The 21,774-nt window shown below is 58.6% G+C and carries 21 protein-coding genes, 5 tRNA genes and 1 riboswitch; of the genes, 9 read left to right on the top strand and 17 right to left on the bottom strand.

Annotation, left to right across the window (positions count from 1 at the left end; all coding sequences use genetic code 11):
* Nucleotides 1-41: 41 nt before the first annotated feature.
* Nucleotides 42-974 (bottom strand): chemotaxis protein CheV, encoded by a 933-nt coding sequence (locus tag KVQ82_RS08440; RefSeq protein WP_041074300.1) that lies wholly within the window; start codon nt 972-974, stop codon nt 42-44.
* An 82-nt stretch (nt 975-1,056) separates the two neighbouring features.
* Here KVQ82_RS08440 and flgA point away from each other — a divergent pair, with 82 nt between their 5' ends.
* The 4 genes from flgA (at nt 1,057) to KVQ82_RS08420 (ending at nt 3,660) form a co-directional block, all read left to right on the top strand.
* Nucleotides 1,057-1,818, top strand: a complete 762-nt coding sequence (gene flgA / locus KVQ82_RS08435) for a flagellar basal body P-ring formation chaperone FlgA (RefSeq protein WP_027612276.1) — start codon at nt 1,057-1,059, stop codon at nt 1,816-1,818.
* Between the two features lie 160 nt (nt 1,819-1,978).
* Entirely contained in the window at nt 1,979-2,305 is a 327-nt protein-coding gene (flgM, locus tag KVQ82_RS08430; protein ID WP_041074296.1) for a flagellar biosynthesis anti-sigma factor FlgM, read from the top strand.
* Between the two features lie 48 nt (nt 2,306-2,353).
* A complete protein-coding gene (locus KVQ82_RS08425) occupies nt 2,354-2,821 on the top strand; it encodes a flagella synthesis protein FlgN (RefSeq protein ID WP_027612275.1) in 468 nt (155 codons plus the stop codon).
* A gap of 92 nt (nt 2,822-2,913) precedes the next feature.
* Nucleotides 2,914-3,660: a flagellar brake protein gene (locus tag KVQ82_RS08420; RefSeq protein ID WP_041074294.1), complete on the top strand. Its 747-nt coding sequence runs from the start codon at nt 2,914-2,916 to the stop codon at nt 3,658-3,660.
* Nucleotides 3,661-3,916: 256 nt separating this feature from the next.
* Here the strand turns inward: KVQ82_RS08420 and KVQ82_RS08415 are convergent, their stop codons facing one another.
* The 5 genes from KVQ82_RS08415 to KVQ82_RS08395 all read right to left on the bottom strand — a co-directional run bounded on the left by KVQ82_RS08415 (nt 3,917) and on the right by KVQ82_RS08395 (nt 10,124).
* Entirely contained in the window at nt 3,917-5,299 is a 1,383-nt protein-coding gene (locus KVQ82_RS08415) for an MFS transporter (protein ID WP_222018611.1), read from the bottom strand.
* 69 nt (nt 5,300-5,368) lie between these two features.
* The gene (locus KVQ82_RS08410) at nt 5,369-6,610 is read right to left on the bottom strand and encodes a glutamine synthetase family protein (protein ID WP_222019371.1); all 1,242 of its coding nucleotides are present in this window, start codon (nt 6,608-6,610) and stop codon (nt 5,369-5,371) included.
* 200 nt (nt 6,611-6,810) lie between these two features.
* Nucleotides 6,811-7,503 carry a sensor histidine kinase KdpD gene (locus KVQ82_RS08405; RefSeq protein ID WP_222018610.1) on the bottom strand — a complete coding sequence of 231 codons (693 nt, stop codon included), beginning with the start codon at nt 7,501-7,503 and terminating at the stop codon, nt 6,811-6,813.
* Nucleotides 7,500-9,104, bottom strand: a complete 1,605-nt coding sequence (locus KVQ82_RS08400; RefSeq protein ID WP_047295822.1) for a tetratricopeptide repeat-containing response regulator — start codon at nt 9,102-9,104, stop codon at nt 7,500-7,502. The genes KVQ82_RS08405 and KVQ82_RS08400 overlap by 4 nt, the downstream gene beginning before the upstream one ends.
* A gap of 943 nt (nt 9,105-10,047) precedes the next feature.
* A tRNA-Arg gene (locus KVQ82_RS08395) sits at nt 10,048-10,124 on the bottom strand.
* A gap of 294 nt (nt 10,125-10,418) precedes the next feature.
* Between KVQ82_RS08395 and KVQ82_RS08390 the strand changes: the two genes are divergently transcribed.
* Together KVQ82_RS08390 and KVQ82_RS08385 are read left to right on the top strand one after the other, a co-directional pair.
* The gene (locus tag KVQ82_RS08390; RefSeq protein ID WP_222018609.1) at nt 10,419-10,649 is read left to right on the top strand and encodes a hypothetical protein; all 231 of its coding nucleotides are present in this window, start codon (nt 10,419-10,421) and stop codon (nt 10,647-10,649) included.
* 20 nt (nt 10,650-10,669) lie between these two features.
* Nucleotides 10,670-10,849 (top strand): PA3371 family protein, encoded by a 180-nt coding sequence (locus KVQ82_RS08385; protein ID WP_222018608.1) that lies wholly within the window; start codon nt 10,670-10,672, stop codon nt 10,847-10,849.
* Here the strand turns inward: KVQ82_RS08385 and phnN are convergent.
* A complete protein-coding gene (gene phnN / locus KVQ82_RS08380) occupies nt 10,824-11,393 on the bottom strand; it encodes a phosphonate metabolism protein/1,5-bisphosphokinase (PRPP-forming) PhnN (protein WP_222018607.1) in 570 nt (189 codons plus the stop codon). The genes KVQ82_RS08385 and phnN overlap by 26 nt on opposite strands.
* Nucleotides 11,394-11,513: 120 nt before the next feature.
* A complete protein-coding gene (locus KVQ82_RS08375; protein ID WP_174377054.1) occupies nt 11,514-11,669 on the bottom strand; it encodes a hypothetical protein in 156 nt (51 codons plus the stop codon).
* A gap of 112 nt (nt 11,670-11,781) precedes the next feature.
* On the opposite strand from KVQ82_RS08375, the gene KVQ82_RS08370 reads away from it, so the two are divergent.
* The gene (locus KVQ82_RS08370; RefSeq protein WP_003178899.1) at nt 11,782-12,108 is read left to right on the top strand and encodes an Arc family DNA-binding protein; all 327 of its coding nucleotides are present in this window, start codon (nt 11,782-11,784) and stop codon (nt 12,106-12,108) included.
* A gap of 241 nt (nt 12,109-12,349) precedes the next feature.
* Here KVQ82_RS08370 and mgtE read toward each other — a convergent pair whose 3' ends face one another.
* Entirely contained in the window at nt 12,350-13,792 is a 1,443-nt protein-coding gene (gene mgtE, locus KVQ82_RS08365; protein WP_007963078.1) for a magnesium transporter, read from the bottom strand.
* Nucleotides 13,793-14,113: 321 nt separating this feature from the next.
* Between mgtE and KVQ82_RS08360 the strand changes: the two genes are divergently transcribed.
* On the top strand, nt 14,114-14,632 hold the full coding sequence (locus tag KVQ82_RS08360) for a cell envelope protein SmpA (RefSeq protein WP_222018606.1): 519 nt from the start codon (nt 14,114-14,116) through the stop codon (nt 14,630-14,632).
* Nucleotides 14,633-14,650: 18 nt separating this feature from the next.
* Here KVQ82_RS08360 and KVQ82_RS08355 read toward each other — a convergent pair.
* The 8 genes from KVQ82_RS08355 to ltaE all read right to left on the bottom strand — a co-directional run bounded on the left by KVQ82_RS08355 (nt 14,651) and on the right by ltaE (nt 20,762).
* Nucleotides 14,651-14,727: transfer RNA gene (locus tag KVQ82_RS08355), tRNA-Arg, on the bottom strand.
* 72 nt (nt 14,728-14,799) lie between these two features.
* A tRNA-Arg gene (locus tag KVQ82_RS08350) sits at nt 14,800-14,876 on the bottom strand.
* A 71-nt stretch (nt 14,877-14,947) separates the two neighbouring features.
* Nucleotides 14,948-15,024: transfer RNA gene (locus KVQ82_RS08345), tRNA-Arg, on the bottom strand.
* 107 nt (nt 15,025-15,131) lie between these two features.
* A tRNA-Ser gene (locus KVQ82_RS08340) sits at nt 15,132-15,222 on the bottom strand.
* 62 nt (nt 15,223-15,284) lie between these two features.
* Entirely contained in the window at nt 15,285-15,473 is a 189-nt protein-coding gene (gene csrA, locus KVQ82_RS08335; protein ID WP_002554426.1) for a carbon storage regulator CsrA, read from the bottom strand.
* Nucleotides 15,474-15,660: 187 nt separating this feature from the next.
* Nucleotides 15,661-16,902, bottom strand: a complete 1,242-nt coding sequence (locus KVQ82_RS08330) for an aspartate kinase (protein ID WP_025112914.1) — start codon at nt 16,900-16,902, stop codon at nt 15,661-15,663.
* 90 nt (nt 16,903-16,992) lie between these two features.
* Nucleotides 16,993-19,611, bottom strand: coding sequence for an alanine--tRNA ligase (gene alaS / locus KVQ82_RS08325; RefSeq protein ID WP_222018605.1), 2,619 nt, complete (start codon nt 19,609-19,611; stop codon nt 16,993-16,995).
* Between the two features lie 146 nt (nt 19,612-19,757).
* Complete coding sequence (gene ltaE, locus KVQ82_RS08320) at nt 19,758-20,762, bottom strand: low-specificity L-threonine aldolase (protein ID WP_222018604.1); 1,005 nt, start codon at nt 20,760-20,762, stop codon at nt 19,758-19,760.
* A 199-nt stretch (nt 20,763-20,961) separates the two neighbouring features.
* Nucleotides 20,962-21,133: riboswitch (FMN riboswitch) on the top strand.
* Nucleotides 21,134-21,234: 101 nt separating this feature from the next.
* Here ltaE and KVQ82_RS08315 point away from each other — a divergent pair.
* Nucleotides 21,235-21,744 (top strand): 6,7-dimethyl-8-ribityllumazine synthase, encoded by a 510-nt coding sequence (locus tag KVQ82_RS08315; protein WP_041066540.1) that lies wholly within the window; start codon nt 21,235-21,237, stop codon nt 21,742-21,744.
* The last annotated feature ends 30 nt before the right edge of the window (nt 21,745-21,774 follow it).

Genomic DNA, 21,774 nt, shown 5'->3' with positions numbered 1-21,774 from the left:
CCGCCTCTTAAATCGTGTTGACCGCCAGGGGCAGAAGGCCCCTAGCTGATATCTGCTGCTTTGATCCGGTCGACTACCCGGGATGCCAGGTCATCAGGACGGAATTTGGCCAGGAAGTCATCGGCACCGACTTTCTTGACCATCGCCTGATTGAATACCCCCGACAACGAAGTATGCAGGATGATATGAAGCTTTTGCATGCGTGGATCGCTGCGGATTTCCGCCGTCAGGGTGTACCCGTCCATCTCCGGCATCTCGATGTCGGAAATCATCATCAGGAACTCTTCTTCCGGCTTCTTGCCCTCATCGACCAGCTTGCGCAGGTAGTCCAGCGCCTGCTTGCCATCGTTGAGCGCCACCACTTCGACCCCGACCGTCTGCAGGCAGCGCGTGACCTGCTTGCGCGCCACCGACGAGTCATCGACCGTCAGCACCCGCAGCGACAACGCCTTGCTCTGGGTCTCGACATCGACCACGCCGACCGAAATCGCTTCCGGCGTCGGCGCGACTTCCGCCAGCACCTTCTCGACATCGATGATTTCGACTAACTGATTGTCGACTCGAGTCACAGCGGTCAGGTAATGATCGCGCCCCGTGCCCTTGGGCGGCGGATGGATCTCTTCCCAGTTCATGTTGACGATGCGCTCCACCGAGCGAACCAGGAAACCCTGGGTCTTGGTGTTGTACTCCGTGATGATCACGAACGGACTGTTCTTGTCTTTCAACGCCCCGGAACCGGTCGCCATTGCCAGATCAAGGATCGGAATGGTCGCCCCCCGGATATTCGCCACCCCGCACACGACAGGACTGGACTTGGGCATCAACGTCAGCGACGGGCATTGCAGCACTTCCCGCACCTTGAACACGTTGATTCCGTAGAGCTGTTGGCCGTCGAGACGGAACAACAACAGCTCCAGGCGATTCTGCCCCACCAGTTGCGTGCGCTGGTTCACCGAATCCATTACACCAGCCATGCCCAGACTCCTACACCAACGCCAAGTGTTGTTGCGACGCACATTCATTGCTAAACGGCACGGCGCTTGCTTTTTAACTCGTATGAACGCTCAAACGACATTTTTCCGACGCCTGACCTCCCGCACCCGCAAAGCGCTGTGCGCGGTGTCTGCCGTCTGCTTCTTCTTCGCTGGCAGCCCTGCCGGTGCTGATACGGTTACCTTGCCTGACATGCTTATCGGCGTCACCCAAGGCTTTCTTGAGTTCACCGTAGAAGACTATCTGGCTACCAGTCAAACGGAAGGCCGCTACGAAATCGAGGTCAACCAGCTCGACCCGCGTATGCGCATGCCTATGTGCGACAAGGAATTGACAGCGTCGCTGGAGAGTCCTGCACGTCCGCTGGGCCGGGTTACGGTCAAGGTCCGGTGCGAAGGAAGCTCGCCGTGGACGGTGTTCGTGCCCGCTCAAGTCCGCCTGTTTCGCGAGATTGTCACCACCACCCGACCGCTCAAACGCGCCGGCATTATCGAGCCGCAAGACGTGACCTTGCGTGAACGCGACATCAGCCAGATCAATCAGGGTTTTCTGACGTCGGTGGATGAAGCCATCGGGCAGAAATTAACCCGACCAACGGTAGCCGATCAGGTGATTACCCTGGTGCATCTGGAACAGGCAGAAGTGGTGCGCAAGGGCGATCAGGTGGTCATCATCGCCCGCAGCGGCACACTCGCCGTGCGCATGCCCGGTGAAGCCCTGGCCAATGGCGGTTTGAAAGAACAGATCCGAGTGAAAAACCTCAATTCCAACCGGGTAATCAAGGCGCAGGTCATCGCGCCGGGCCAAGTGGAAGTCGCCATGTAAAACGCTCGAGCAGAAAACTGGCGCCAGCCCCGACGCTTCCCTAAACTGTGCCGCAGCAGGACACGCTTCGGCACATGCAGCTCATTGCAAAGTGAGCCTAAAGTTTTCCAGGGAATGGCCGAGAACATGGCAAGCGTCCAAATTCCCAGAGGTTTTTAACATGGTCATCGATTTCAGCCGTTTGAACAGCTCCTCGTCACTTACGGGCAGTACGCGTACCAGCAACGCCAAGGAAACCGCCGAAACCGGCACCTCCGCGCCGCTGAATACCCAGGCCGAAACGGCCGGTACCGCAAAAAGCGGGGAATCGGTACACCTCAGCAATGAGGCTCAACAGTTGCAGAAGGTCACTGACAAGCTGCGCGATCAGCCTGCCGTCGACAAAGCCCGCGTGGCCGAGTTGAAAGCAGCGATTGCCGATGGCAGCTACAAGGTCGACAGCAACCGTGTAGCCAGCAAACTGCTCAACTTCGAAGCCCAGCGCTAGGCTTTTGCCGGCGCCAGGCTTTTGGACGCTTAGAACCCAAGGCCAGCCATGCACGACACTAATTTATTGCAACTGATCACTGACGACTTTGCTCCAGCTCAACAATTGCTGGAGTTGCTGCAAACCGAGTCCCTCGCCTTGCACGGTCGCGACATGCCTCTGCTCGAAGATATTCTGGCGCGCAAACAGGCATTGATCATTCTGCTTGAACAGCATGGCCGCAAGCGCAGCGAAATCCTTGCCAGCCTCAACCTGCCGCTCGACCGTCAGGGCCTGGAGCAATTGGCCAGCCAGTCGAGCATTGGCGACCAGTTGCTGTCCCAAAGCGATGTGCTGACCGACCTGATTGCCCAGTGCCAGGCGGCCAACGTCAAGAACGGCCAGTCGATCCAGATCCAGCAGGCCGCTACGGCCAATCAGCTGAAAATCCTCACCGGGGGCGAACCGCCAGCGCTGTATGACGCCTCGGGCACTTTCGCCAAACCCACCAAGCCGCGTACGCTCAGCCAGGCGTGAGCCATTCGATGTGCCTGCACTATCAACCCGCGAAACATGCTGGCAAAATGCTGGCTAGTCGTAGTCAAATTTTGTCTGGAGATTGAGAAAACGTGCCAAACGCCCTAAGCGCGGATGATACTCCGCAGCCACCAAAGGTGCTGACCACGCCCCTGGAAATCTCCAGCAACCTGCGCCAGCTGCAAGAAAGCCACGATCCGCTGATCATCACCTTCCATGAGCGCAGCCAGCGCTTCCAGAGCTACCTGATCAAGGTTGACCGGGAAACCGCGACGATTGCCCTGGACGAAATGATCCCGCGCGATGGCGAGCGTTTTCTGCAGGCGGGCGAACCGTTCAAGGTCGAAGGCTTCCACGAAGGCGTGCGCATCGCCTGGGAATGCACTGGCACGCTGAACATCGAAGAATCCGACGGTGACCGCTTCTACACCGGTCAACTGCCAACCGAAGTGGTCTACCACCAGCGCCGTAATGCCTTCCGTGCCGCGTTGAAGCTGACCGATCTGGTCAGCGTCGAACTTGGCGGCGAAAAACTCAAGGCGCCGATCAACGGCAAACTGCTGGATATTTCCGCCACCGGGTGCAAGCTGCGCTTTGAAGGCGACATCACCGACCGCCTGCAACTGGGCCAAGTCTATGACCGCATGATCGCCACCCCACTGTTCGGCAATCAACCGATCTCGGTCGAGCTGCGCTACCTGCACTTCGAAGAAAAGCTCAACATCACCTTCGCCGGCTTGCGCTTCCACAACATCAGTGGCCAAGCGGCGCGCAACGTCGAGCGCTTCGTTTATCAACTGCAGCGTGAAGCACGCCGGTTCGATAAAGACGATCTGTGATTCGCACAGGCAAATAGTAAGGGCAGTCCCTGGCGGGACTGCCCTTTCTTATTTCTACTGTCCCGTCTTGGGCTGGAGATACCTGTGGCGAGGGGATTTATCCCCGATGGGTTGCGCAGCAGCCCCAGACCGGACGCCTCGATTCCACTGCCACACCGCACTGAATGGCTTTAGGGCCGCTTCGCAACCCATCGGGGATAAATCCCCTCACCACAATTAAAGAATCACTCTTTGAACATTGTTGCCATCACCCGATTCAGGGTCTGGCCCCACTGATGTCCGGTGTCGGTTTATCGCCGCCATCCGCCGGATCAGTTTCCACCACCGCTTCAGGCTGCACTTCGGGTTCTGGCTCAGGCTCAGGCTCCGGCGTAACCGTGGTCTGCATCTGCTCCTGCACCACCTGCTCATCCACCCGCGGATCGAGCGCGGCCACCAGCGGCGAGCTAGACATGCTGTCGGGCATCGCCACGTGATGCAGCGGTGCGTCGTCGACCTGATGCAGATTGGTTACCGCTTTCGGCCGAATGCGCCACACCAGCACCAACGCAAAGAAGCTGAAGAACGCGTACAAACTCTGACTGCCGAACAGCTTCATCAGCACGCCCGCCAGCAGCGGACCGATACTCGCGCCGACCCCGTAGGTCACCAGCAGCATCGCCGTCAGCGACACCCGGCGATCGCCCTCGACATGGTCGTTGGAGAACGCCACCGCCAGCGGATACAGGCAGAACTGCACCAGCGAACAAAGGAAGCCGACCACGAACAGCACCTCAAGCGGCACCTGCGGCAAGATCGCCAACGGCAACGCCGCCACCGCGAGGAATCCGGCAAAACAACGAATCAGCAGCGCTCGGTCATAACGGTCGGACAACCAGCCCAACGGCCACTGCACCAGCAATCCGGCAAAAATGCAGCTACCCATGAACAGACCGACCTGCTCGGTCGACAGCCCCTGCTGCGACGCATACAACGGCGCCAGACCGTAGAACGAGCCGATGATCAGGCCTGCGCCGAGCACCGTGCTCAACGACTGCGGCACGCGCTTGATAAAGAAGCGCGGCTCCATCGGTGCCGGATGCAGCGGCGCCGGGTGAATCCTTCGGGTCAGCGCCACCGGCACCAGGCACAGGGCAAAACACAGCGCGACCAGCATCAGCAGCTCCAACCCCAGGCCCGGGTGCATGACCAGAATCAACTGACCGAGCACCAGCCCCAAGTAAGAAGCGATCATGTAACCGCTGAACACCAGCCCGCGCTGATTGGCGTCGGCCTGCTCATTGAGCCAGCTCTCGATCACCATGTACTGACACATCATGCCCAGACCGACGATGGTCCGCAGCACCAGCCACGCCGGCAGCCAGTCCACCAGGCCATGCCCGAGCACCGCCGCGCCGACGATCCCGGCACACGCCGAATACGCTCGAATGTGTCCGACACGGGCGATCAAGCGGTGACCGATCTTGCCGCCCAGCACCAGGCCGAAATAGTTGGCCGCCATCAGCGCACCCACCCACAGCCCATCGACATGGTCAGAAGCCAGGCGCAATGCCAGGTAAGTAGAAAGAAGGCCCGAGCCGATCAACATCATCAGCGAGGCGAAATACAGCGCTCGAAAGGATTTCCAGATTTGGCGCATCGGCGTTCCGAGCGGCTCCTTGCAGTGAGTATCGGGCTATCCAAACGATAGCCCGGTGGCGACAGTTCGTCAGGCCTGGGCTGCTAGAACACGCCGTTCCCAGGGAGTGATTTCATCAAAGAAGCTGGTCAACTCCATGGTCTTCGAAGCGATGTAGCCTTCGATGAACTCCTGTCCGAACAGTTCCCTGGCCAATTGGCTACGTTTCAGACGCTCGAGCGCGGCATGCAAGGTACACGGTAGCGAAAGATTGTCCGGCACTTCGAATTCGCCCTGAATCGCCGCACTCGGCTCCAGCTCATGTTCGATCCCGTGCAAGCCGGCGGCCAGACTTGCGGCAATCGCCAGATACGGGTTGGCATCGGCGCCAGGCAACCGGTTTTCCACGCGTCGAGCCACTGGCGAACTGGCCGGAATGCGCAACCCTGCGGCGCGGTTGTCGTGTGACCAGCAGGCATTGTTGGGCGATGCATACGGGTGACACAGACGCTGATAGGAGTTCACGTTCGGCGCAAACAGCGCGGTGAAATCGGCCATGGCCGCCTGCTGTCCGCCGATGAAGTGGCGGAACATCGCCGTCGGCTGGCCACTCTCGTCACTGAACACATTCTTGCCGGTGGCGATCTCGACGACGCTCTGGTGAATGTGCATCGAACTGCCCGGTGTGTGCGCCAGCGGCTTGGCCATGCACACCACGTTCAGACCATGCTTGAGCGCGACTTCCTTGAGCAGGTGTTTGAACAGGAAGGTCTGGTCGGCCAGCAACAGCGGATCACCGTGCAGCAGATTGATTTCGAACTGGCTGACGCCCATTTCATGCATGAAGGTATCGCGCGGCAGACCGAGGGCCGCCATGCATTTATAGACTTCGCTGAAGAACGGCCGCAGACCGTTATTGGAACTGACGCTGAACGCCGACTGCCCATCCTCGCGGCGTCCATCAAGACCTACCGGCGGACGGAACGGCTGGGTCGGATCGGTGTTCGGCGCGAAGACAAAGAATTCCAGCTCGGTCGCCACCACCGGCGCCAAGCCACGTGCGGCGTAATGGGCGATGACTTTCTTCAGTTGACCACGGGTCGACAGGTTTGAGCTTTCGCCGCTCAGTTCGTCAGCATCGCAGATGGCCAGGGCACGTGGCTCGTCGCTCCATGGCAAGGGATGAATCATGCTCGGCTCGGCGACCAGCGCCAGATCGCCGTCATCGCTGCCGTAAAACCGCGCCGGCGGATAACCGCCCATGATGCATTGCAGCAGCACCCCCCGCGCCATCTGCAAACGCCGGCCCTCGAGGAATCCCTCGGCGGTCATCACCTTGCCGCGCGGCACGCCGTTCAAATCCGGCGTGACACATTCAATCTCATCAATGCCGGTCAGTCGCTGCGCGAGTGAACGCTGGCCATCGGTTGTCATGACGCAATCCTTGTTATTGTGCGAGCCGCGAACGGCGACCCGTACAAAATAGGCTCCGGCTGTTCGGAATATCAAGCAGCGTCAAACAAAAACCCGAGTCACGGCAGGTAAAGGCTGAACACCCCGCCCCCCAATGGCCCGCCATTACGAATTTCGGTGTGCCCGACCACGCCGTTGCGCTGATGCAACGCAGCAATGCGGTTGGCGAAATACAGGCCCAGACCCGTGCTGCCGCTGCCGTGATTGATGCCCTGCACGTAATCCGCCTGACGCTCGAGCATCTCGACCGGGTAACCGTCGCCGTCATCGTTGATGCTCAACACCAGTTGCCCGGCTTCGTCACTGACGGTAATCAGCAGCGACTCGCGGGCATAACGAATGGCGTTGTTGATGCAGTTGCCCAGCACCGACGCAACCAATTCGCGATCGAAGAACCCCAGCGGGCTCAGCGGATCGACTTCATAGGTAGCAATGATCCCGCGACTGGCGAACACCTCTTGGTGCGATGCCAGTTGCGCCTCGATGAAATCATCCAGCTCGTGATACGCCGGTTGCAGCGGCAACTGGTTGACGCCGAGCTTGTACAGCCCAAGCAACTGCACCAGCATGCCGTTGAGGTGGGCAAACTCGAAGTCGATCACGCCCTGCTCCGCCCCTCCACGCTGCCCCTCGGGCAAACGCGCCAACCACTGGCTATGGGCCTGCGTCAGCATCGCCAGCGAGTTCTTCATGTCGTGAACGGTGGAGGCGATCACCGTGGAAAAATCCAGCGCCTGCTCGTCTTGGTTCATTCGCCAAACGCCTTGCTTTTCAGCTTCTGATAACGCGCATAACGCGCGTCGGTGTCGGGCATCAGGCCGACCATTTTCAGGCAGGCCCGACATTCTTCCAGTTCCGCCGACGGCACACTGGTGTCGGTGCCGTGCAGCAGAGACTGGGCCATGTTCAGCGCGATACTGATGTTCTTCGGTTGCATCTTCAGCGCCTTGCGGAACACCTCGCGGGCTTCCACCAGGTTGCCGGTCTTGTACACGCGCACACCCTGCCGGTTGAGGTCGGCAGCAGCGTTGCTCGAACTGAGGATAGTCGGGTCGTCGGTGAGCTTGGCGATGTCTTTCATCACCGCCGGATCGTCACCGTAGATCTCCGCACAGCTCTTGAGCATCGAAGTGCCCGCCTCGGCCTGACCAAGCATCTGCAATTGCTTGGCGACCAGCAGCGCCGCTTCAGGGCTCATGAACTGCTCCATGCCGTCGAGGCGCATCAGCGCTTGTTCGGTGAGCTTGTCGGCGGTTTCGGCATCGTTGAGCAACAGACTGGTGGCCTTCATCAGGCGCGCACGGATCTGCAGGCCCGGGTCCGACGGGTTCTCTTTGGCGACGGCGCTGAGCGTGGTGTTGATCTCCAGCCGCGTGCGCGTATCGAGACCGCGTTCACTGCCCTTGCTGATCAAGGCATGGGCCAGGCCAAGATTGCTTTCCGGGTCCTTGAAGCGCGACTGCGCCCCCTGCGCCACCGCCTGCCGATAGGCCCGGGACGCGGTGTCGAAATCTTCGTTGGCCATCGCCAGCTTGCCGAGCAACGCTTGCCGACGCACCGCCAGCGGCGACAAGCGAATCGCCTCCTCCAGCACCCGCTGCGCGCCTTTGGTATCGCCCTCGGCGACCAGCACATCGGCCATGCCGTCGTACAACGCCGGCATCATCGGGAACACTTTCAGCGCCTTTTCGTAAACATCCTTGGCCTGCGCCACTTGCCCACGCTTGAACAGCAACTTGCCCAGCCCGGCAAACGCCCACGGCAAAGGCCGGTCAGCGATGATGCTGTCGTAGAGGCGTTCCAGCGCTTCGTTCTGGTTCATGTCGCGCAGGGCGTCGGCCCGATAACGCAGGCACAGCGGCGAATAACGGATGTCCTGCTTGCACAGCGCAATGCAGGCATTGAGCACCTCAACCGGCTTGCCGCGATCAAGGGCTTGCAGAATCGGTTTGAGCAACGTCTTGCGCTGCTCCAGACGCTCCAGGCGCTGAGCGAGACCGGAGCGGTTGAACGGCTTGGTCAGGTAAGCATCCGGCTCGTGCTCCAGGGCGCTGAGCACCATGGCCTGACTGGTCTCGGCCGTGACCATGACAAACACCGCTTCATGGCTGATGAGCTTTTCCGACATCAGATCTTCCAGCACCTGCTGACCGTTCTTCTTGCCGTCACCGAGGTGGAAATCCTGCAGGATGAAATCATAGGACTTCTGCGCGCACATCTTCAGCGCCTGCTCGCCGGTATCGGCGGTATCCACGTCCTTGACCCCCAGCTCGCGCAGCATAGAACGTACGGAACTGCGGAAATCCGAGAAATCATCGACGATCAGAAAACTCTTTTGGTGATACGACAGCATCGAGGATTTCCAGGCAATTGAAGTAGGTGAACCGGGGGCGTTTTCACAAGCGCGCAGATGATAGCTGGAGGCCAAATGCTATCAAGCGATTTCGTGCGAGTCTGAGGTCGCCGAATGAGTTATCGGCAAGGGGTGGGGTTCTCTGAAGTGGAGGGGTTCAAGATTCCTTGTGCAGCGATTACCCTGCGCGCCGGGTCATCTTTTCACTACAGGGTTTATCTCGACTGGCGACACGGGCGAAGCACTGAAGGCTATCGACGTCGATCATTCTGGTTTCGCGGAGCTCCTCCCGGATGCGAAACCAAAAGGTCTTGAGTTCGGTTTTACGGATCGGAACAACGTTAACGAGAAAGAAATAAAGATGGGGTGCGAAGGAGATTCGCTTGTCATGCGACGTAATCCTCCCAGCCTGGCCCTCCATAAGGCGTCTTGTCCAACTCGGGAAAGTCCGTCGTCCACTCCCCCCAATCCATGTACTCATAGTACTTGTTCATCGCTTCGAAGCGGCTTGCCGCCTCAACTTCCCAAATCAGTTTCGACCCCGGCTCAAGCAGGGCCCGGGATTCATCGCCATGAGGCCCAGAGGGACAAAACAGTTGTAAGCCATCGGGTTCCAACCATAGTTCATGGTTCAAGGTTCATCCTCATTGGTCTGAATGAGCCATTGGCTGTAGTTCACTGAGAAGCGAACCTTCAACCCAAGCCGAGAGACGCAAGTTCGGTAGTTCGAATAGTCTAGGTCAGCAGTCGCTATCGTCGACCAAAGACTCAGCTCTTCTTGCAGAGCAATACCTTGGTACAAGGTCACGATTTACTGAAAAGCCCCGACAGGCAATTGCCTGAGTGGGGCTCTTTGAATGCTTGAAGCGATCCATTTGCACCCACTCTGCACCTATGAGGCTTGGGCGCTGGCAGCTCAAATCGTTGGACGCATTGATATATATGGTGTCCCAGGGCAGGTTCGAACTGCCAACCTTCCCCTTAGGAGGGGGATGCTCTATCCAATTGAGCTACTGAGACACTGAGTTGTCACGGCCGGACACGGCGCGACGGACGGCGAGCATGTTAACGGCCAGCCCTTGGTTTGTCATGTCGTCCATGGGTTTTTTAAGTGTAGGCAGGCGCCTTGCAATGCTGCGGGAACATTTACCGTGCAATTTGCACTACCGCAAAAAGCCATCATTGCAGATTGCAACCCGACACTTGCTAAAAACCCTTCCAAATGCTTGTTTTTAAAGGACTTCACAGCGGTTAGACTGTTGGCACGCCGGGTGCTTTGTCTGTTCGTATAACAGAACAAACGGAGTCCGCCCCATGAACAGCACTCTCTTGCTTGCAAACGCAATCGCACTGGCGATTTTGGTTGGCTTTCATTTTGCTCCAGAGCGTGCTGAACCGGTGGCTCAGCGTATGCCGCATTACTTGCAGGTGCAGAAAGCGCCGCAGTTGGCGGTGCTGAGCGATCAGGGGGACTTCGCGGCGCAGGCAGTCAATGAGCCTGAGCAAGCACTGCCGGCGCGCGACACCGAACGTCTGGTTTTTTGAAATATCTTCAGGAGTACAGCATGTCCAAATCAGCCGCAGGATTTCTGATCCTCGCCTTATTGAGTGGCGTTGTGCATTTTTCGCTGTTCGAGGAAACCGAAGTCACTCTGCCGCTGATTGGCTGCGGCGTGTTTGTAGTGTTGTTTGTGCTGGCCCTGGTGGCCGGGCGCAAGATCAAGTTTGATCCGGTGCTGCGCTAAGCCGGATCAAGTCCAGCAGTTGCTTGACGGCGGTTGCCAGGTCGCCCGAGTTGTCGATCAGATGCACGGGCAAGTCAGTGGCCCTTCTATCCTTGAACTGCGCATTGCGCGCCAGCCTCGCATCAATCTGCTCAGGTGTTTCCCGGCCGCGCCTGAGCAGGCGTTCACGCAAAACCTCATCCTTGACCGTCAGCAGCACCGGCAGCAATGTCGGATACCGCTCATGCGCCTGACGCAAATTGGCCCGTGAGCCATTTACCAGCACGGATCGCCCTGCACGCAACCGTTCATCCATTTCTGCCGGGATGCCATAAGCCAGCCCATTGGCGTGCCAGGAAAGCGAGAAATCCCCGACTTGCTGACGTCGTTCGAATTCTTCGGGCGTTACGCCGATGGCATCCTCACCCACCGATTCCGCTGATCGAGTAATCACCCTGCGGATGATTTCGCAGTTCAACTGGCGCAATGGCTCACGCGCGGCCTCGATCAGGCTGTCCTTGCCTGAACCGGAAGGTCCCATCAAATAAATAAGCCTGCCATCCATCCTGAAAACGCCCTCCAATGGGGGTTTGCCCTAGTAAATCGGCAAATTGCCACTATCCTGTACAAGTAGGGATCAAGGATTGAAAGCCGCATAGCATGCACGTTCTGACGTCTTCGGACATCAATAGATGTGCAACAGGAAGCGGCCAGTGATGCGGGCCAAGGCAAAGTTTTCAAACCAGTCCGCATTTCTGATAATTGGTGCTGGCATTACGCCTTTACCCAGCTCAATATTTGTCACAGAATTGACGCCAATGATCTGGCAATTTTGAGGCATGATGCGGGCCTCTTAACAATTCAGGTTGAACCATTTGGCGCGGATGCTTGTCCTATCACACATCCTGCGGCAAATCCCGAGAACCGCTCCCCTGAACTAACCGGTTAAATATATGCGCCCATTGAAACAGGCAATTTATTCCAGCCGTACGGCTGACAAGTTTGTCGTACGTCTGCCAGACGGAATGCGTGAACGCATTGCCGAGGTGGCTCGCAATCATCATCGCAGCATGAACTCCGAAATCATTGCGCGCCTTGAGCAGAGTCTTATTCAGGAAGGCGCACTGGGCGAAGAACTGAGCATGCGCCTGGACAGTCCGGAGCTGTCGCTGCACGAGCGTGAGCTGCTGCAACGCTTCCGTCAGCTGTCGCACCGTCAACAGAACGCTCTGGTGTCGCTGATTGCTCACGACGCCGAGATGGCCGCAGACGCGTCCTGAGTGACATCGAAGATCTCAAGCCAGCTTAAGTGCTGGCTTTTTTTTGCCTGAAATCTGCCCCCGAGCAAACCTTGTGGCGAGGGGGTTCATCCCCGATGGACTGCGCAGCAGGCCCTCTTCCGGGGTCGCTGCGCAACCCATCGGGGATGAACCCCCTCGCCACAGATCAATACACAAGCACAGATAACTACACAGGCACAAAAAAGCCCGCCATTTCGGCGGGCTTTTGCATGGTGGCGAATCAGAGCAGAAAGATCGTCGCCAACCCCAGGAAGATGAAAAATCCACCGCTGTCGGTCATGGCCGTGATCATCACGCTGGCGCCCATCGCCGGGTCGCGGCCCATCTTGGCCAGTGTCATTGGGATCAACACACCCATCAGCGCAGCGAGCAGCAGGTTGAGGGTCATCGCCGCCGTCATCACCACGCCCAGCGACCAACTGCCGTAAAGCAGGTAGGCGACCACACCGATCACCCCGCCCCAGACCAGACCGTTGATCAATGCGACCGCCAGCTCCTTGCGCATCAGACGCGAGGTGTTGCCGGTGCTGACCTGGTCCAGCGCCATGGCGCGCACGATCATGGTAATCGTCTGGTTACCGGAGTTACCCCCGATACCCGCCACGATCGGCATCAGCGCCGCCAGCGCCACCAGCTTCTCGATCGAGCCTTCGAACAGACCGATCACCCGCGACGCAACAAAGGCAGTGATCAGGTTGATTGCCAGCCACGCCCAACGGTTGCGCAGGGATTTCCAGACGGAGGCGAAGATGTCTTCCTCTTCGCGCAGACCCGCCATGTTGAGGACTTCGCTTTCGCTCTCCTCACGAATCAGGTCGACCATTTCGTCGATGGTCAGACGGCCGATCAGCTTGCCGTTCTTGTCGACCACCGGGGCCGAGATCAAGTCGTAACGCTCAAACGCCTGAGCAGCGTCATAGGCGTCCTCGTCCGGGTGAAAACTCACCGGATCGCTGGCCATGACTTCAGCCACCTGTTTCTCGGGGTCGTTGACCAGCAGACGCTTGATCGGCAGTACGCCCTTGAGCACGCCGTCGTAATCGACCACGAACAATTTGTCGGTGTGGCCCGGCAGCTCCTTGAGACGACGCAGGTAACGCAAAACCACTTCGAGGCTGACGTCCTCACGGATGGTCACCATCTCGAAGTCCATCAGCGCACCGACCTGCTCCTCGTCATAGGACAAGGCCGAACGCACGCGCTCGCGTTGCTGCTGGTCGAGCGTTTCCATCAGCTCATGGACGACGTCTCGCGGCAGCTCGGAGGCCAGGTCAGCAAGTTCGTCGGCGTCCATGTCCTTGGCCGCAGCCAGGAGCTCGTGATCGTCCATGTCGGCGATCAGCGTTTCACGAACGGAATCGGATACTTCGAGAAGAATGTCGCCGTCGCGATCAGCCTTGACCAGTTGCCAGAGCGTCAGACGGTCGTCCAGCGGCAGGGCTTCAAGGATGTAGGCAACGTCGGCGGAGTGCAGATCATCGAGTTTGCGTTGCAGTTCGACGAGGTTCTGCCGGTGAACCAGGTTCTCGACCCGGTCGTGATGCGCGCCTTCCTGGCGATGAGTCAGGTCTTCGACGACCTTTTGGCGCTGCAGCAGCTCAACCACCTGAGCCAGGCGATCCTGCAGGCTTTCCTGTGTTTTCTTTACTTCGATTTCGGACATAGGCGAACTCCACTCCCAGCAGCGGGGCACGCCGGAAGGATCAATCAGTCAATTCATGATTGGTGAAACGGGCTACTGAGTAACTACTGGGTAAGTCCATGGAGGTTTTCCATAAGCCCCGGCGGGGCTGACGGGCGCAATGATACACCGCCTGACGGTTTTAAACGCTAAAAAATCGCGGTCGAAACAAGCGCTTGCGCAACAAAGCTGAGTGCTGTCCTGACCCGTGCAGATGCGACGACTCATCTTGAAAAGAAAACACACCGGCGTTGAAAAATGTAGCGACTACCCTTGAGCGTAGACCGTCATGGAGGACGTCGAATGCTATCCAGAACATCCCGCTTTGTAGTCGTCAGCCTGCTCTGCCTGCCACCCGCCGGGGCCGCTACCACCCTTCACCGATGCGAAGCGCCCGACGGCGGCATCACCTTCACCAGCCTGAGTTGTGCCAACGATGAGCAGCTCTCGGTGCAGCAGGTTCACCCTTACATGCCCGGCTCCGTCGTACCGGTCATGCCGGAACACAATCACGAAGAAATATCCGGTATGACAATCAAGGGACGTGAACCGGGCATCGTTGGCCGTCTGGAGGACAAATGCGGCAACCTGATCAATGCCAGGCAGCGCCGCGAAGCGATCATCAATCGTCGCGTTATCGCCGGAATGAGCCAGCGGGATGTCGAGAGCGCTCTCGGCAAACCGGACAAGGTGAATATTCGAACATCGACAACGAGCTATCGCTATGACCTGAAACGAGGCCGTAGTGCTCAAGTCGATTTTGATGAGAGGGGATGCGTGAAAGGAAAAACCAAATCGCAGACAACAAAAAGCCCGCGTTAAACGCGGGCTTCTTGAATATGGTGCACTCGACAGGATTCGAACCTGTGACCGCTCGGTTCGTAGCCGAGTACTCTATCCAGCTGAGCTACGAGTGCATTTTGTGTTTTTAAACCAGACCACAACTGGCTGAAGCCAAGTTACCTGCATCACTGCAACTAACTCTTAAATGGTGCACTCGACAGGATTCGAACCTGTGACCGCTCGGTTCGTAGCCGAGTACTCTATCCAGCTGAGCTACGAGTGCATTTGTGTTTTTTGACCAGACCACAACTGGCTGAAGCCGAGTTCTTTATATCGCTATAAACAACTCTTAAATGGTGCACTCGACAGGATTCGAACCTGTGACCGCTCGGTTCGTAGCCGAGTACTCTATCCAGCTGAGCTACGAGTGCATTTGTTGCGCCGCATTATAGCCCGTCTAATCTCTATTCCAACCACTTTTTCTAATAAATTCAACAACTTACAGAAAAAGCCAGATTACAACGTACTAAGCAAATAATGGCGGAGAACGGGGGATTCGAACCCCCGACACCCTTTTGAGGTGTACTCCCTTAGCAGGGGAGCGCCTTCGGCCACTCGGCCAGCTCTCCGCAACACGGGGCGTATATTAACCACCTTCTTCCCCGTTTGCAAACATAAAAATCGATAAAAATTAATGGCTTGGTTCTTCGTCCTTCTCTTTCTTTATACGCAGGTAAATTTCCTCACGGTGCACGGCAACCTCTTTCGGGGCGTTGACGCCGATGCGCACTTGATTTCCTTTGACGCCGAGCACGGTCACGGTGATTTCGCCATCACCGATAATCAGGCTTTCTGCGCACCGACGAGTCAGAATCAGCATACCTTTCTCCTCACGCATTTCATTTCAGGGACAACAGTCTGCAAAAAAAAGGCACCCGACCTACAACCGGAGCGATCGTAGCCCTACATGCCTGAGTATTGACCAGCGCGAGCAAAAGAACAGTTCGGGGCTCGCGCCATTCAAAAAATAAAGGGCGCGGTCAGACCGCGCCCTTCAGGTGACCGGATTACTCGCCCTGACGGGCCGGAGCGTCCAGTTCGAAAGCCGTGTGCAGGGCGCGCACAGCCAGTTCCAGGTATTTCTCTTCGATCACCACGGAAACCTTGATTTCCGACGTCGAGATCATCTGGATGTTGATGCTTTCCTTGGCCAGGGATTCGAACATGCGACTGGCCACGCCTGCGTGGGAACGCATGCCGACGCCGACGATCGAGACCTTGGCAATCTTGGTATCGCCTACGACTTCACGGGCACCGATCTCGCGAGCGGTGTTTTCCAGCACGGTCTGTGCGGCCTGGTAGTCGTTGCGGTGCACGGTGAAGGTGAAGTCGGTGGTGTTATCGTGCGCGACGTTCTGCACGATCATGTCGACTTCGATGTTCGCGGCACTGATCGGGCCGAGAATCTTGAACGCCACGCCCGGGGTGTCTGGCACGCCACGGATGGTCAGCTTGGCTTCATCGCGGTTGAAAGCGATGCCGGAAATGATCGGCTGTTCCATGGTTTCCTCTTCATCAATAGTAATGAGGGTGCCCGGACCCTCCTTGAAGCTGTGCAGTACGCGCAGCGGAACGTTGTACTTGCCGGCGAACTCCACCGCACGGATCTGCAGCACCTTGGAACCGAGGCTGGCCATTTCCAGCATCTCTTCGAAGGTGATCTTGTCCAGACGCTGAGCGACTGGCACCACGCGCGGGTCAGTGGTGTAGACACCATCGACGTCGGTGTAAATCTGGCACTCGTCAGCCTTCAATGCAGCCGCCAGTGCCACGCCCGTGGTGTCGGAACCGCCACGACCGAGGGTGGTGATGTTGCCGTGCTCGTCGACGCCCTGGAAACCGGCGACAACCACCACGCGACCTGCTTTCAGATCACCGCGAATCTTCTGGTCATCAATCTGCAAGATACGCGCTTTATTGTGCGCACTGTCCGTCAGGATCCGCACCTGATTACCGGTGTACGATACCGCCGGCACACCGCGCTTGATCAGCGCCATGGCCAACAGGGCAATCGTCACCTGCTCACCGGTGGAAACGATCACGTCCAGCTCACGCGGAACCGGTTGCACGTCGCCACTGATTTGCTTGGCCAGATCGATCAGACGGTTGGTTTCGCCGCTCATTGCAGACAGCACAACCACCAGGTCATCGCCGGCATCGCGGAATTTCTTAACCTTGTCGGCGACCTGCTCGATTCTCTCGACAGTGCCGACCGAGGTGCCTCCAAATTTCTGTACGATCAAAGCCATTTCAAAGCCGCCTCTGCCCATGAAGGGCGCCCAATAATCACTCGAACAGCCGCCGGACCCGCCACTAGACTGCGGGCCCGGCGGGCCGTCTTATAAACCCTGCTCGACGAATGGAACGGTCAGCGCCAGGGCGCCATCCAGTGCGCCGGCGTCGACACCGCCGCCCTGCGCCATGTCCGGACGACCACCGCCCTTCCCGCCCACTGCCGCAGCAGCCTGTTTCATCAAATCACCGGCTTTGAGTTGGCCAGTCAGGTCCTTGGTTACGCCTGCAACCAGTACGACCTTTTCCTCATGGACACTGCCGAGCAGGATCACTGCGCGGCCGAGTTTGTTTTTCAGCTGATCGACCAGCGCCAGCAGCGCCTTGCCGTCCTGACCATCCAGACGTGCAGCCAGCACCTTCACGCCTTTGACGTCGACTGCCGAGTTCGACAGATCGTCGCCGGCGGCGCTGGCAGCCTTGGCCTGCAACTGCTCGAGTTGCTTTTCCAGCGCGCGGTTGCGCTCCAGCACAGCCGACAGCTTGTCGATCAGGTTGTCGCGGCTGCCCTTGACCAGGTTGGCCGCTTCCTTGAGTTGTTCTTCAGCAGCGTTCAAGTAGGCCAGCGCCGCAGCACCGGTGACTGCCTCGATACGACGCACACCCGATGCCACACCGCCTTCGCTGATGATTTTCAGCAGGCCGATGTCGCCGGTACGGTTGGCGTGGATACCGCCACACAGCTCGACGGAGAAATCGCCGCCCATGCTCAGCACGCGCACGTTGTCGCCGTACTTCTCGCCGAACAGCGCCATCGCGCCCTTCTGCTTGGCGGTTTCGATGTCGGTTTCTTCGGTTTCAACCGCGGAGTTCTTGCGGATCTCGGCGTTGACGATGTCTTCCAGCGCCTTGATTTGCTCTGGCTTGATCGCTTCAAAGTGGCTGAAGTCGAAGCGCAGACGCTGGCTATCCACCAACGAACCCTTTTGCTGAACGTGCTCGCCCAACACCTGACGCAGCGCAGCGTGCAGCAAGTGAGTCGCGGAGTGGTTCAGCGAGGTCGCGTGACGCACTTCGGCATCGACGTGGGTTTCCACTGGCGCGCCGATGGTCAGGCTGCCGGAATCCAGCACGCCGTGGTGCAGGAACGCGCCGCCGGTCTTGGTGGTGTCACGGACGTCGAAACGTGCGTTACCGGCCTGCAGGAAACCGCAGTCGCCGATCTGGCCGCCGGATTCAGCGTAGAACGGCGTCTGGTTCAGGACGATCACCGCCTCTTCGCCTTCACTCAAAACGTCGACCGACTGGCCATCTTTATAGATAGCGACGATTTTTGCCGAGCCGCTGGTGTCGGTGTAGCCGGTGAACTCGGTGGCCACATCAACCTTGACCAGGGTGTTGTAATCCAGACCGAACGAGCTGGCCGAACGCGCACGCACACGCTGGGCTTCCATTTCACGCTCGAAGCCGACTTCGTCGACGGTCAGGCCACGCTCGCGAGCGATGTCAGCGGTCAGGTCCATCGGGAAACCGTAGGTGTCGTAGAGTTTGAACACCACGTCGCCCGGCACGACGGTGCCTTTGAGTTCCAGCAGATCCTGTTCGAGGATCTTCAGGCCGTGCTCCAGGGTCTTGGAGAACTGTTCTTCCTCGGCCTTCAGTACACGCTCGATGTTGCTCTGCTGCTTCTGCAGTTCCGGGAAGGCTTCGCCCATTTCGGCGACCAGCGCCGCGACGATCTTGTAGAAGAAGCTGCCGGTGGCGCCCAGCTTGTTGCCGTGACGGCAGGCACGACGAATGATCCGGCGCAGCACGTAACCGCGACCTTCGTTGGACGGCAGCACGCCGTCGGCGATCAGGAAACCGCACGAACGGATGTGGTCGGACACCACTTTGAGCGACGACTGATCGCCATTTTCGCAGCCAATGGCTTCAGCCGAGGCTTTGAGCAGGTTCTTGAACAGATCGATGTCGTAGTTGGAGTTGACGTGCTGCATCACCGCACTGATCCGCTCCAGGCCCATGCCGGTGTCGACCGACGGCGCTGGCAACGGATGCAACACGCCATCGGCGGTGCGGTTGAACTGCATGAACACGTTGTTCCAGATCTCGATGTAACGGTCGCCGTCTTCTTCCGGCGAACCCGGTGGGCCGCCCCAGATGTGGTCGCCGTGATCGTAGAAAATCTCGGTGCAGGGGCCGCACGGGCCGGTATCGCCCATGGTCCAGAAGTTGTCGGAGGCGTAAGGCGCGCCTTTGTTGTCGCCGATGCGGATCATGCGCTCGACCGGCACACCGATTTCTTTGGTCCAGATGTCATACGCATCGTCGTCGGACGCGTAGACGGTGACCCAGAGTTTTTCCTTCGGCAGTTTCAGAACGCCGGTCAGGAAGGTCCAGGCAAAGGTAATCGCGTCGTGCTTGAAATAGTCACCGAAGCTGAAGTTACCGAGCATTTCGAAGAAGGTGTGGTGACGAGCGGTATAACCGACGTTTTCCAGGTCGCTGTTCTTGCCACCGGCACGCACGCACTTCTGGCTGCTGGTTGCGCGGGTGTACGCGCGCTTTTCCTGGCCCAGGAAGCAGTCCTTGAACTGGTTCATCCCCGCGTTGGTGAACAGCAGGGTTGGGTCGTTGCCCGGAATCAAAGAGCTGGAGGCTACACGGGTGTGGCCTTGCTCTTCGAAGAAGCGAAGGAAGGCTTCACGGATTTCTGCGCTTTTCATTAGGTTCTTCCACGGAGGCTGCGGCCAAAGGCCTGTACGAAACGTCAACAGACGAAACGACGGCAAAGGGCCGCATTATATCGGCCCTTCGCGCGGGGTACAGCGTGTTTATACGATAGTAACGGTCAATTGGACGGCTAACGCTGTCACTTGCGCGAAAACTCGACGAATGTCGCGATCACTTGCTCGATTTGCGAGCGATTGACGTCCATGTGCGTGACCATGCGCAAGCGCGCGGCGGCGCTCAACTTGATCCCGCGCTCGGCGGCAAACGCTTTGAGCGCTTCGGCACGGTCGCCCATTTGCACGTAGACCATGTTGGTCTGCACCGGCTCGACGCTGAACCCGGCCTCGCGCAGGCCTTCGGCCAGATAGTGCGCGTTGGCATGGTCATCCGCCAGACGCTCGACGTGGTGATCCAGCGCGTACAGCCCCGCCGCCGCGAGCAAACCGGCCTGACGCATGCCGCCGCCGACCATTTTGCGCAGGCGGCGGGCCTTGCCGATCAACTCGGCTGAACCGCACAGCACCGAACCCACCGGCGCGCCAAGGCCTTTGGACAGGCACACCGACACCGAATCAAAGTACTGAGTGATTTCCCGTGCATCGACGCCCAGCTTGACCGCGGCGTTGAAAAGGCGCGCGCCGTCGAGGTGCAGTTGCAAGCTTTTATCCTGAGTGAAGCGCCGGGCGCGGGCCAGATACTCCAGCTGCAGCACTTTGCCTTGCATGGTGTTTTCCAACGCCAGCAAACGGGTCCGGGCGAAATGGAAGTCGTCCGGCTTGATCGCTGCCGCGACCTGATCCAGATCCAGCGAACCGTCGGCCTGCACTTCCAGCGGCTGCGGCTGGATCGAGCCGAGCACCGCCGCGCCACCGCCTTCGTACTTATAGGTGTGCGCCTGCTGGCCGACGATGTATTCGTCGCCACGTTCGCAGTGCGCCATCAGGCCCAGCAGGTTGCTCATGGTGCCGGTCGGCACGAACAGCGCAGCGGCGAACCCCAGGCGCTTCGCCAGTTCCGCCTCCAGACGATTGACCGTCGGATCTTCGCCGTACACATCGTCACCGGTGGCCGCCGCCGTCATCGCGTCGAGCATGGCAGGAGTCGGTTGGGTAACGGTGTCGCTGCGAAGATCGATAATGCTCATGAACCTGGCCTCAGAGTCAGCAGGGGAAATCCCTTTTCGAAGGTGAATTACTGCGGTCATGGCGCCGATTAATCAACCCTTGGGGCAAGAATTCTCGCCACGAACATTCAACAAACTCGATAGCAATCATCACAAAGGCGCAATGCACCGCTCGCTGATCTGTGATAAAAACGCTGCGCCGCCCGAGAACGGGCGGCAAAAACGTTCTCAGGGCGGGGTGTAATTCCCCACCGGCGGTAATTGCGCGCAACGCGCATAGCCCGCGAGCGCTTGGCGACGGACACGGCAAAGGCTGTGATCGGCGGCAAGGTCAGCAGACCCGGTGTGATTCCGGGGCCGACGGTCATAGTCCGGATGAAGAGAGAACGGGATTGACGCCAAAGGGCCGCCCGCGCGCTTGTGTGCTCGTGCGCACCCTTGAATCCCTTTCGATTCATAACGCCCTGTTTTTCACACAAACAGGAGTCAGAACATGCAACCCACCGCTATCGACAGCAAAAGCAAACACCCCCACGGCGAACGCGTTGCGTTCATCCAGGCCTGCTGGCACAAGGAAATCGTCGACCAGAGCCGTAAGGGCTTCGTCGCCGAAATGCTCGTTCAGGGTTATCAGGAATCGGACATCGATTTCTTTGAAGTCGGCGGCGCCTTTGAAATGCCTCTGCACGCCAAGTTGCTGGCCAAGACCGGCCGTTATGCCGGCATCGTCGCGGCTGCTCTGGTCGTGGACGGCGGCATCTACCGTCACGAGTTCGTTGCCCAGTCAGTGGTCAGCGGCCTGATGCAGGTGCAGCTGGAAACCGAAGTGCCGGTGTTCTCGGTATCGCTGACACCGCATCATTTCCATGCCGGTGAAGAGCACCAGAAATTCTTCTTCGAGCACTTCGTGCACAAGGGTCAGGAAGCGGCGCGGACTTGCGCGGATACGCTGCAGAAGGTTCGCGCACTGCGTCGCAGTGAGCCGCGCGCAGTCGCCGTCTGACCACAACGCTCCCCTGTAGGAGCTGTCGAG

This window comes from Pseudomonas sp. AO-1, from assembly GCF_019775695.1.
GTDB classification, from domain to species: domain Bacteria; phylum Pseudomonadota; class Gammaproteobacteria; order Pseudomonadales; family Pseudomonadaceae; genus Aquipseudomonas; species Aquipseudomonas parakoreensis.
This window is presented reverse-complemented; position numbering and strand designations above follow the sequence as displayed.